Origin of the sequence: Pseudomonas sp. NPDC087803 (assembly GCF_044742995.1) — a bacterium.
GTDB lineage: Bacteria > Pseudomonadota > Gammaproteobacteria > Pseudomonadales > Pseudomonadaceae > Aquipseudomonas.
This window is the reverse complement of record NZ_JBIUVO010000063.1, coordinates 18,018-29,018: the sequence shown is the minus strand read 5'-3', so window position 1 is coordinate 29,018 and position 11,001 is coordinate 18,018. Positions and strand designations below refer to the sequence as shown.

The window sequence follows — 11,001 nt, the reverse complement described above, 5'->3', positions numbered from 1 at the left end:
GTGCTGGCAATCGACCGCATCAAGGAAATCCACAAGCGCATCCCGAACACCCACCTGGTGATGCACGGTTCCTCGTCGGTGCCACAAGAGTGGCTGGCGATCATCAACCAGTACGGCGGCGACATCAAAGAAACCTACGGCGTACCGGTTGAAGAAATCGTCGAAGGCATCAAGTACGGCGTACGCAAGGTCAACATCGACACCGACCTGCGCCTGGCATCCACCGGCGCCATGCGTCGCCTGATGGCCACCAACCCGAGCGAATTCGACCCACGTAAATTCTTCGGCGCCACCGTTACTGCAATGCGTGATGTGTGTATCGCTCGTTATGAAGCGTTCGGCACTGCCGGTAATGCTTCGAAGATCAAGCCGATCTCGCTGGAAGCGATGTTCCAGCGGTATTTGAAGGGTGAGTTGAACGCTAAGGTTAACTAAGCCTGAGCGTTAAGCTGCTTTGATGAAAAACCCGCCGAGAGGCGGGTTTTTTGTGGGTATGGTTTTCTGCGATACGAAGTGATCTGGGTGCTGTAGATCATTCGAATAAATACGCAAGCTCCTCAAGAGTCGGTTGAAACGATAGCTAACTCGCAGTCCAGCGTGCCCAATACGCTTGCATATACGACTACGCCGACAAAAGTGCCTTTTTCTAGAGCGATGACCTTGCGCCTTATCAGTCCCGCGAGGTAGGGCTTGCTACGAGCTTTCGACACTTCCGGTAATGCTTGGAAGATCAAGCTGATCTCTCTGTAAGCGTTGTTCCAACGTTATCTGAAGGGTGGGTTGAACGCCAAAATTAACTAGGTTAAAGGCGTTTGAAAAGAAATTCGCAGTCATCTGTGGAGGGCTGAATGTAATCAGGCAGTCTCAGGCTGATCTTAAGTTATTTTGGAATAATATTAACATCGAAACCGTATAAAAAACTGTCACTTTTTTACAGGTGTAAAATTTCTATTTTATTTTATTTTGTTTGAGTTTCGATGAGGTTTATTTCGGATAAATTTATTTCTGGCGAATGGAGATATTTATCATGGGACTTATATTTGTAGAGTACCCTGTTAGGTCTGCGCAAGAAAAACGTGCTTTTAAAAACATGTGTATTGAAGGCTTGCTAGGTTTAAAGGGGGCGGAGGATTTAGAGGGCTTAAAGATGTCAGGTGAGTTTGACGAATCAGACATAAACGACGAGGAAATATGGGATGCAGAGGAAGTATTAAAAGACTTAGAAGGATTGCAAGGGCTACAAAGAGTAAAAGAATTAGAGAAACTAAAGATGTGTGGAATGTATTATTCACTATTAAAAGAATTTGAACCATTAACTCAAGCCGACAAAGCCTTGATTTCTGGTTACAATAAAAGGTTGACCGCATTCTACGAATTACATTGCTACGTCGTGCAGGACATTAGTGAGGAACAGCAGATATCCTACATAATTGGGCATAGTGGTGGGGTTGAGTTTTCAGTAACTAATGGAATGTCGAGTGCGGAGCTTCAAGCTTATGCTGTTCAGGCGCTTTCGGCATTGAAGGAAGGGCGTTATAAGAAAAAGGATGGGCAGTCTTATCTTTATGAAAGTTTCAGGCAGGATGTAAAGAAAGGTGTTGAAGAAAATTTGAAGCGCGGGTGGGTTAACAAAACGGGTGATTTGAGGGGTTATAGCATTGCGGCGCGAGCGTGACTGCAATGCGTGATGTGTGTATCGCTCGTTATGAGGCTTGGTACTGCGGGTAACGCTTAGAAGATCAAGCCGATCTCGCTGGAAGCGATGTGTCAGCGTTATCTGAAAGGTGAGTTGAATACTAAGGTTAACTAAGTCTGAGTGTTTAGCTGTGTTTATACAAAACCCGCCGAGAGGCGGGTTTTTTATTGGTAAGTGATTTGATGCGCACGTCCTATAGATATTTGCATTTATCAGGAATCTTCCGACAGGTCGCGTGCGGTTGTCCCTCGCAAGTCGGCTGGATAGGTTATAGGTATCGCTGCAAATTCAGCGGCCGGACGTCGCAGTCCTGTCCTTTCACTTGGTGCAAAGTGAACGGGTCCATGCCTGCATTTTGTAGGAGTGAGTCTGCTCGAGATGACCGACTGATATTGCTACGAAGCGTTCGTTGATGTCGGTAGTGTTTCGTTATTTAACTTATTCCCAATTGGTATAAAAAACTGTAAGTTTTTACAGGTGTTTCATTGCCGTGTACGTATCAAGCTATATGAGAGTATTAAATTTAATTTGAACAGAGCAGAATAAGGAAAGCCACGCATGGATATTTTTATCAAGACGCCCTATAGCAGTAATATTTTGCTTGTAGTGGAGGCCACTGACACAGTTGAATATGTAAAAGCAAGAATTCAAGATAAGGAAGGTTTGCCCCCTAACCAGCAGCGGCTTATATTCGCTGGCAAGCAGCTTGATGATGGTAGGACGTTATCGGATTACGGTATTGGCGATGGCGCAACATTACTCCTGGTTCTTCGGATAGCGTACAGTTAGTCTCGAAGTGCGTTGGTTGAAATCCGACAAGTGTTAGAAAAGGGGAGGTGCTGGCAATCGACCGCATCAAGGAAATCCACAAGCGCATCCCGAACACCCACCTGGTGATGCACGGTTCCTCGTCGGTGCCACAAGAGTGGCTGGCGATCATCAACCAGTACGGCGGCGACATCAAAGAAACCTACGGCGTACCGGTTGAAGAAATCGTCGAAGGCATCAAGTACGGCGTACGCAAGGTCAACATCGACACCGACCTGCGCCTGGCATCCACCGGCGCCATGCGTCGCCTGATGGCCACCAACCCGAGCGAATTCGACCCACGTAAATTCTTCGGCGCGACTGTAACGGCGATGCGTGATGTGTGTATCGCTCGTTATGAAGCGTTCGGCACTGCCGGTAATGCTTCGAAGATCAAGCCGATCTCGCTGGAAGCGATGTTCCAGCGGTATTTGAAGGGTGAGTTGAACGCTAAGGTTAACTAAGTCTGAGCGTTAAGCTGCGTTGATGAAAAACCCGCCGAGAGGCGGGTTTTTTGTTGGCGAATTTATATGGCCTGAGATGTGATTTACGGCATGAGATTAACGGGTGATAGTTTGAAAGTTTGGAGGATTTATTACCTGTGTTTCTTGTTTCGGTTGTTTTTAAGTCTGGTTGTTTAGCTGATTCAAGCGTCGTTGTAGAAGTGTGACTTATAAATGGCTAAAGTTTTAAGATATAATAGTCACCTGTCAGACTTGGCAGGTTTTAAGAGGTTTTTTGCTATGATTGATATTGCGGGAAGTTTGATCGCGAGAGAGATTCCAAGAGCTGGAATATTGACTTCGAACGCTTTTCGTTATTTGGATTACTCCTAATTAGCATAAAAACTTTAGTTATTACAGGTGTTGCCCCATAAATTATCCGCCGAGGTTGTTGTTGAGATGGCGTATTGGAAGTCTGATTTCCAAGTCAACGTGTAATTGGGAATATACAGGTAGCCTGTGATAGAGCCTTCCTTGTTCATGATGTACTTCATGAGTGTATTTTGGCAGTAGGCAGGGGGTGTTGACCCATTGTTTGACCTTTCTAAATCGAGGTAAGATTTAAAAAGTTTGGATCTGCACCTGTCATAGTTGTCGGTTTTAAATACTTTTTTGCTATACGGAATTAGCTTAACTAAATTTGGATGTTAAACAGTTTAATGAGAAACCCGCCATCAGGCGGGTTGTAGGTGTAACTGTCGTTTCAGATTTGCTTGAATCCAAATATGTTTGTCTTGGAAATGAGATCTGACCAACTTGAGGGTTTGGTTCCATATTTCGTTTTATAATACTCCAGCCTCTCAGCCACGTTTGCTACTTTGTCGCGATTCTCCTTTTTAAAGTCCTTCGGTGCATCTAGAAAAGCGATGGCGTCGAGGTTTTTTTTATGCTGCTCAGCGGCATTAACTTCTGCGAGATCGGCCGCTTCCTGTTCTTCTTTTTTACGTTTTTCCTCTGCCGCTGCCAGCAGCAGGGTATATTCGGTGGGGTTCTCCGGTCCAGCGAAATAGCCGCCTGCCCCTTGACATCCACAAATCACGTAGTTTGGGTCAGAACTGCATGTGCAACCAACTTTGTGCCAGATTGAAGCACCTTTCCAAATGTAGGAACCGGGCATTTTAATGCTCCCTGCACTATATTTATGTTTGAGCTGTCTATCGACAAACTCGAGAGTTTTCTTGTTTCAAAATGGAGGATAAGACTGTTGGCGGATTGGCGCACCTGTCAGAGTTGACAGGTTTTAAGATGTTTTTGGAGTGATTGATATCGCTGGAAGTTTCATTTCAATGAAGTTTAAGAATCGAAGCGTTAGCGTGATGTTGATTTCCTTAACATCCATATGAGGTTCGCAGTTGCTTTCGGCTAAGAATTGCAGATGTGCACTCGTCCTACAGAAATGTCATTTGCCGGGAATATTCCGACAGGTCGCGTCGGTTGTCCCTCGGAAGTCGGCTAGATAGGCTTTAAGTGTCGCTGCAAATTCAGCGGCCGGACGTCGCAGTCCTGTCCTCTCACTTGGTGCATAATCGCCACCCCAAACCACAACGCCTCGGCTTTGTAGTTTGGTCGATGGTGGCTGTGCGCGGAATACCTTCGGGTATGCCGGGTTTCCAAGTGATCCGGTCTGCGACCCCGCGTACAGCTGCCTCCCCCATCGCGTCGCAGCGATCAGTGGCAGCTCAATGTCTCACTTGGAGTTTCACCATGATCAAACCAACACCCAACCCCCCCGAGGCGGAATCTACGTCGCCCTACGAATCCCTCGACTCGAAAAAGCTTCACGACGCCGCCGAACGGGCGCTCGATCACTACCTCAAGCCGAACGCCGCCACTCTGAGGTTTCACAAACCCAGCATCATGTTCCAGGTCAGCCCGGGCATGGACAACGAAAGTCTGCTGGTTCATGCCTGTGAGTCGCTGGCCTCTGCGAGCATCATGACCAGTGAAATCGCGGCGTATGTGGATAGCCCGCAGCGGCATACGATTCTGGCGATTCAGCAGATCATCATGCTGGCGGAGCTGGCGGTGAGTCGGGTGCTGGATAATGTGGAAATCACATCTTCAGAACTCCGCTGAACCCTTGTAGGAGTGAGCCTGCTCGCGATTGCGATCTGCCATTCAGCATTGTTGGCGACTGATACGCCGCCATCGCGAGCAGGCTCGCTCCTACAATTGGATTGCGTGCAGTCTGCAAGATATGGGTTGGCTGTCAGGGCGCCATCGTTGGCAAGCCAACTCCCACAGGGTTCATGGGTGATTTCGCAATCTCGGCAAAGTTATTTGTCGTGATCGATGTCGAGTTTGGAGAAGGTCACTTGGCCACCTTCGCTGGTATAGCCGGTGTTGTCCTGCACATACACGCCGGCCTTGAAGTACAGCGGCTTGTTGCGCCAGGTGGCGCTGATCTGTGAATCCCACTGATAACCCGCCGCGCTCACGCCGAGTGCGCCGCCGGGGCTGAGGTGGATCAGGTAGTTGAATTCGCGATCCAGCTTGATGCCGGTGGCGAGGGTGATGACACGGCTTTCGTCGTCATCGGGGTGCATGCGCACTTTGATGACAAGGTTGCCGGTTTCGGTCTTGGTCTTGTACTGGTATTCGAGCTTGACCATCGGCTTCTGGCTTTCATAGGCGTGGATCTGGCCGATGACGATCTTGCCGGAGCTGGGCACCTTGTTCACCGCGAGGGTCGCGCGCAGGGTGTTGTCGGCGTCCGGGTAGTACCAGTTGCGCAAGGTGCCGTTGCTGAAGGTTTCGCGCAGTTCGGTGCGCGGGTAGATGGCGTTTTCGGTTTTTGACCCGGTGACCGGTGACCAGAAAAACAGCGTGCCGCTGTCGGAATGGAAGTACTGATCCTTGAAGCCATTCACCAGTTTGGAGGTTTCGACGGTGTACGGCGGACTGCCGACGGGAACGCTGAGGTTCCAGGTTGCGAGATCGATCATGTCGGTTCTTCCACTCAATTCATCCTGAACGCGAGTGCCAGAAGCTCTAGCCCGCGCCTTTTCGGGCGGCAGTTATAAGCGTAGAGGAGTTTTTTGTTAACGCCCGTTTGGCAGATGATTGGCGTCAACATCCTGTCGAAATGCCATCTGCGCCGGTTTCCGGGGGCTGCAGGGGTGACCGTTAGTCGGTAAGTCGCAGCTTTGGCTAAATGATGGCGGCGTGACAGCTTCTGCTTTCACAGATCCGCGACTAGAGTGATGGCTCAGTAACTGTGCGGTTTTCACGAGAAACCGGCCGATAGTCCGACAAGAGATGTCCCGACAAGAGAAGCAGCATGGAATGCGCGCAACCCCAGCCAGGTGAAGGCAGCTCTGTCCTTTTGATCGTTGATGATTACCCTGAAAACCTGATCAGCATGCGCGCGTTGCTGCAGCGACAGGATTGGCACGTCATGACCGCCGCCTCCGGTTTCGAGGCGCTTAATCTGCTGCTCGAACATGACGTCGATCTGGTGCTGCTGGACGTGCAGATGCCGGGCATGGACGGTTTCGAAGTCGCGCGACTGATGCGCGGCAGTCAGCGCACACGCCTTACGCCGATCATTTTCCTCACCGCCAACGAACAGTCGCAGGACGCCGTGATCAAGGGCTACGCCAGTGGCGCGGTGGATTATCTGTTCAAGCCGTTCGATCCGCAGATCCTCAAACCAAAAGTCCAGGCGTTGCTCGAACACCAGCGCAACCGCCGCGCCTTGCAGCGCCTGAGTCATGATCTGGAGGTCGCGCGGGCCTTCAATGCCTCGGTGCTGGATAACGCAGCGGAAGGCATTCTGGTGCTCGGCGAAGACGGCTTGATCCGCTTCGCCAATCCGGCGATTTCGCGGCTGTTGAATGCGCCGGTGAAGGAACTGGAGGGCAAGGAATTTCTCGATTACCTGCAGAAACCGCACATCCCGCTGTGGGTCGATTCCGAGTTGTTGGCCGGTTATAAACGCGGTGAGACCTTGCGATTGCACGACGCGCTGCTGCGCACGGCGCCGGGGCAGCAGGTGCCGGTGGCGTTGTCCTGTGCGCCGTTGCCCGCCGAGCAGCGGGCGATGGTGGTCACGGTGCTGGACATGTCGGTGGTGCGGCACCTGCATCAGCAGTTGGAATTTCAAGCGGTCACCGATCCGTTGACCGGTCTGCTCAATCGCCGGGGCTTTTATCAGACGGTGGAAAACCTGCTGCTGCGCGGTGAACGCAGCGACAGCAGTTGGGTGCTGCTTTATCTGGATCTGGATGGATTCAAACGGGTCAACGATTCCCTGGGGCATGATGCCGGCGACCGGGTGCTGCGCTGGGTCTCGGAGCAATTGAAGGCCTGTTTGCGACCGTTCGATATTCTCGCGCGCATGGGCGGCGATGAGTTCACCGCGCTGCTCGATCTGGAATTTCCCGAGCAAGCGGCGAAGATTGCCGAGAAGCTCATCGAGCGGGTGTCGATCTGTCAGCAGATCGAAGGGCTGGACATCGCCCTCGGCGCGAGCATCGGCATCGCCACCTACCCGGACTGCGGTTCTAACCTCGACGGCTTGCTGCGCGCCTCCGACATTGCCATGTACGAAGCCAAGCGTGCCGGGCGTCAGCAGTATCGCTTTTATGATCACGAAATGAACGGCCGCGCGCGCTCGCGGCTGATGCTCGAGGAAAGCGTGCGCAACGCCATCGAGAACCGTGACTTCAATCTGGTGTATCAGCCGCAAGTGGCGATCGACAGCGGGCAGATCCGCGGTTTCGAGGCGTTGCTGCGCTGGCAGCACCCGAGTGTCGGCGACGTACCGCCGGGGTTGTTCCTGCCCTTGCTGGAAGAGGCACGGCTGATCAGTCGGCTCGGCAGCTGGATCTATCATCGCGGCGCCGGCCAGCGCAAAGCCTGGGAAACCCTGTTTGCCGAAGACCTGGTGCTTGGCGTGAGTTTGAGCAACACCCAGTTCGGTCTGCCGAACCTGGTCACCGAGTTGCGTCAGGTGCTGGAGCGGCATTCGTTGCAGCCGCGGCAACTGGAGGTGGAAATCACCGAAGACGCGCTGATGCACAACCCCGACGAGACCCGCAAACAGCTGCGCCTGCTGCGTAATCTCGGGGTGCGGGTGGCGCTGGATGATTTTGGTTCGGGGCCGTGTTCGCTGGCGCATCTGCGTGATCTGGAGCTGGACACGCTCAAGCTCGATCGACACCTGATTGCGCGGCTGCCGGATTCGACGCGCGATGCGGCGCTGGTCAGCAATGTGATCAATCTGTGCAAGCAGTACGGTTTGCTGGTGATCGCCGAAGGCGTGGAAACCATCGAACAGTATCAGTGGCTGCAAGCGCATGGCTGCGAATATGTGCAGGGTTTTCTGGTGGCGCGCCCGCTGATGGCCGATGACGCCGCGAGCTTCGCCGAGCCCTTCGACTGGAGCGCGCTGCCGGTTTGAATTCGCTACACTGGCGCTCTTTCGAAGCGTGTTGCCGTGTCCATGACTGCGTTGAAATATCTCCAGGCCTATCCCGCGCAATTGCAGGATCAGGTACGCCAACTGATCGCCGAACAGCGTCTGGGTGACTACCTGAGCCAACGCTATCCGGGGCGTCACGATGTGCAAAGCGACAAGGCGCTGTACAGCTACGCGCTGGACCTGAAGCAGGAATACCTGCGCAACGCACCGGCCATCGACAAGGTGCTGTTCGACAACCGCCTCGACCTGACGCACCGCGCGCTGGGCCTGCACACCACGGTTTCAAGGGTGCAGGGCGGCAAACTCAAGGCCAAAAAAGAGATTCGCATCGCCTCGCTGTTCAAGGAGGCAGCGCCCGAGTTTTTGAAGATGATCGTCGTGCATGAACTGGCGCACTTCAAGGAATCGGACCACAACAAGGCCTTCTATAAATTGTGCGAGCACATGCTGCCGGGGTATCACCAGGTCGAGTTCGATCTGCGCGTGTACCTGACGTGGCGCGATATGCAATGAAGATCAAAAGATCGCAGCCTGCGGCAGCTCCTACCGTTGGAATGCGTTCTTATGTAGGAGCTGCCGAAGGCTGCGATCTTTTGATCTTTTAATCAACGGAGCCCATGCATGGACGTCAGCAAGACCAAAAGCAGCTTTTACCGGCGCCTGTACGTGGCCTACCTGATCGACAGCGGCCTGGCCCCAAGCGTGCCGGCGCTGACCGAAGTGACCGGCATGCCGCGGCGCACGGCGCAGGATACGATCGCCGCGCTGGCGGATCTGGATATCGTCTGTGAATTCGAGCAGGAAGAGGGCGCGCGCAACCATGCCGGGCGCTATCGGATTCGCGAGTGGGGGGCGATTGATCGCGGATGGATCGAGCGTAATCTGCGGCAGATCAAGGCTGTGCTGGAGTATCCCTGAGTTTCGCAGTGCCTGAGCTGACGTCTTCGCGAGCAAGCCCGCTCCCACAGTCGACCGAGTTCCTTCAGATGGAATGCGATCAAAATGTGGGAGCGGGCTTGCTCGCGAAGGGGCCCTCAAGGACGACGCATGCCTATGTGCGGAATGTCATCCTCCAGGTATTCCTCACCCACCGCCTCAAACCCGTACCTGCCGTAATACCCCTGCAAATGCGCCTGCGCCGACAGATAGATCGGCACCTGCGGCCAATGCTTTTCGGCCTGTTTCAGCGCGTGTTCCATCATCACATGCCCCAGCCCTTTGCCACGGCCCTGCGGCGCAATGATCACCCGGCCGATGACCACGTCACCGCCCTGGGATTCGGGATCGAGCAGGCGCAGATAGGCCATCAACTGATCATCTTCCCAACCCATGAGGTGATGGGTGTCGCCGTCCAGATCCTGGCCGTCGAGGTCCGGGTAGGCGCATTTCTGTTCGACCACGAACACCTCCGAGCGCAGCTTCAATAGCGCGTACAGCTGCTCTTTGCCCAGATCGCTGTGATGCTTGCAGATCCACTCGATTGTCATCTTCTGCCTCCTTGAATTGCGTCGCCCGATACTAAGCGCACAAGCCCTGGATGTCTGTATGGCGGAACAGTTTGTGACAAAGGTCAAAATGCCATCATTCCTTTCTCGCGGCGGCGGCTGCTTTGTGTAATCTGCTGGAAAGCGCTGTGCACTGGCTTCAATGAGCTAATGTTAGAGCCTGGGTTTCGCCGGTAAGGGGCCTTGGGGTTTTGACTGGAAAACGCCGGGCTGCCCGCCCGCTAAGGATTTTCAAGCATGCCGCGACTGCATCGAGCCTTTGCTTTGATCGGATTGCTCTTGCTGGCCCAAACCGCCGCCGCAGACAAGTTGCGACTGGTGTTTGATATCTGGCCGCCCTTTACCGACGACACGCTGGTCAACGGTGGCCTGGCCACCGACATCGTCAGCACCGCGCTGGCGCGGGCCGGTTATGCCAGCGACTACGAGCAGGTGCCATGGGCGCGGGCGCTGCTGGGGGTTGGCGAAGGGCGCTACGACGTGCTGGTCAACGCCTGGTACAACGACGAACGGACCAAGCTCGGCCAGTTTTCGGGCGAATACCTGCTCAATCGCATCCGATTTCTCAAGCGCAAGGACACGCCGCTCGAATACAGCAGCCTGGAACAACTGCATACCTATCCGGTGGCGGTGGTGCGCGGCTATGCCTACTCGCAGGCGTTCGATGCCGATACCGCGCTCGAGAAAGTCCCGGTGCATAACTTCGCCATGGCCGTGCGCATGCTGGCGGCGGATCGGGTCAAGCTGACGCTGGAGGATGAGTACGTCGCGAAGTATTACCTGGCTCGGGAATCAGCCAAGGTACGCAACGCGGTGGAGTTTCTGCCCAAGCCGTTGAGCGAGAACAGCCTGCATATTCTGGTGAGTCTGAAGAACCCCGAGCATGAACAGATTGTGGCCGGGTTTGATAAGGCGATTGCGGCGATGAAGGCGGATGGGAGTTATGACAAGTTGCTGCGTCAGCATGGGATGTAGGGGCTGATCCGGAAATGGCTGTGTGGCTGATGGCCCTTTCGCGAGCAAGCCCGCTCCCACATTTGGAATGCGTTCTCCTGTGGGAGCGGG

At 53.6% G+C, this 11,001-nt stretch carries 11 protein-coding genes and 3 pseudogenes; 11 read left to right on the top strand and 3 right to left on the bottom strand.

Features of this window, described 5'->3' with window-relative positions; translation table 11 throughout:
• The 6 genes and pseudogenes from ACIOUG_RS22580 to ACIOUG_RS22555 form a co-directional block, all read left to right on the top strand.
• A partial coding sequence (locus tag ACIOUG_RS22580; protein ID WP_401068783.1) for a class II fructose-bisphosphate aldolase occupies positions 1 to 435 on the top strand: 435 nt, incomplete at its 5' end.
• 264 nt (positions 436 to 699) lie between these two features.
• Positions 700 to 801, top strand: a pseudogene (locus ACIOUG_RS22575) (fructose-bisphosphate aldolase); the annotation flags it as partial.
• 226 nt (positions 802 to 1,027) lie between these two features.
• Positions 1,028 to 1,675, top strand: coding sequence for a hypothetical protein (locus ACIOUG_RS22570; protein WP_401068781.1), 648 nt, complete (start codon positions 1,028 to 1,030; stop codon positions 1,673 to 1,675).
• Positions 1,669 to 1,810, top strand: a pseudogene (locus tag ACIOUG_RS22565) (fructose-bisphosphate aldolase); the annotation flags it as partial. The gene ACIOUG_RS22570 and the pseudogene ACIOUG_RS22565, both read left to right, overlap by 7 nt.
• Positions 1,811 to 2,254: 444 nt before the next feature.
• Positions 2,255 to 2,485 (top strand): ubiquitin-like protein, encoded by a 231-nt coding sequence (locus tag ACIOUG_RS22560; protein WP_401068780.1) that lies wholly within the window; start codon positions 2,255 to 2,257, stop codon positions 2,483 to 2,485.
• A gap of 41 nt (positions 2,486 to 2,526) precedes the next feature.
• A pseudogene (locus ACIOUG_RS22555) lies at positions 2,527 to 2,967 on the top strand (class II fructose-bisphosphate aldolase); the annotation flags it as partial.
• Positions 2,968 to 3,709: 742 nt separating this feature from the next.
• Here ACIOUG_RS22555 and ACIOUG_RS22550 read toward each other — a convergent pair.
• Positions 3,710 to 4,123, bottom strand: a complete 414-nt coding sequence (locus tag ACIOUG_RS22550; RefSeq protein ID WP_401068778.1) for a hypothetical protein — start codon at positions 4,121 to 4,123, stop codon at positions 3,710 to 3,712.
• Between the two features lie 587 nt (positions 4,124 to 4,710).
• Here ACIOUG_RS22550 and ACIOUG_RS22545 point away from each other — a divergent pair.
• Positions 4,711 to 5,082 carry a DUF6124 family protein gene (locus tag ACIOUG_RS22545; protein ID WP_401068777.1) on the top strand — a complete coding sequence of 124 codons (372 nt, stop codon included), beginning with the start codon at positions 4,711 to 4,713 and terminating at the stop codon, positions 5,080 to 5,082.
• A gap of 200 nt (positions 5,083 to 5,282) precedes the next feature.
• Here ACIOUG_RS22545 and ACIOUG_RS22540 read toward each other — a convergent pair whose 3' ends face one another.
• On the bottom strand, positions 5,283 to 5,951 hold the full coding sequence (locus ACIOUG_RS22540) for a polysaccharide lyase family 7 protein (RefSeq protein ID WP_401068775.1): 669 nt from the start codon (positions 5,949 to 5,951) through the stop codon (positions 5,283 to 5,285).
• A 335-nt stretch (positions 5,952 to 6,286) separates the two neighbouring features.
• On the opposite strand from ACIOUG_RS22540, the gene ACIOUG_RS22535 reads away from it, so the two are divergent.
• The 3 genes from ACIOUG_RS22535 to ACIOUG_RS22525 all read left to right on the top strand — a co-directional run bounded on the left by ACIOUG_RS22535 (position 6,287) and on the right by ACIOUG_RS22525 (position 9,349).
• Positions 6,287 to 8,410, top strand: a complete 2,124-nt coding sequence (locus ACIOUG_RS22535) for a putative bifunctional diguanylate cyclase/phosphodiesterase (protein WP_401068773.1) — start codon at positions 6,287 to 6,289, stop codon at positions 8,408 to 8,410.
• 42 nt (positions 8,411 to 8,452) lie between these two features.
• Positions 8,453 to 8,944, top strand: coding sequence for a M48 family metallopeptidase (locus ACIOUG_RS22530; RefSeq protein WP_095137492.1), 492 nt, complete (start codon positions 8,453 to 8,455; stop codon positions 8,942 to 8,944).
• 108 nt (positions 8,945 to 9,052) lie between these two features.
• Positions 9,053 to 9,349 carry a helix-turn-helix domain-containing protein gene (locus ACIOUG_RS22525; RefSeq protein ID WP_003229005.1) on the top strand — a complete coding sequence of 99 codons (297 nt, stop codon included), beginning with the start codon at positions 9,053 to 9,055 and terminating at the stop codon, positions 9,347 to 9,349.
• Between the two features lie 116 nt (positions 9,350 to 9,465).
• Here the strand turns inward: ACIOUG_RS22525 and ACIOUG_RS22520 are convergent, their stop codons facing one another.
• Positions 9,466 to 9,918 (bottom strand): GNAT family N-acetyltransferase, encoded by a 453-nt coding sequence (locus ACIOUG_RS22520; protein WP_401068772.1) that lies wholly within the window; start codon positions 9,916 to 9,918, stop codon positions 9,466 to 9,468.
• A 255-nt stretch (positions 9,919 to 10,173) separates the two neighbouring features.
• Between ACIOUG_RS22520 and ACIOUG_RS22515 the strand changes: the two genes are divergently transcribed.
• Positions 10,174 to 10,911, top strand: a complete 738-nt coding sequence (locus ACIOUG_RS22515; RefSeq protein ID WP_401068770.1) for a substrate-binding periplasmic protein — start codon at positions 10,174 to 10,176, stop codon at positions 10,909 to 10,911.
• Positions 10,912 to 11,001: the final 90 nt, after the last annotated feature.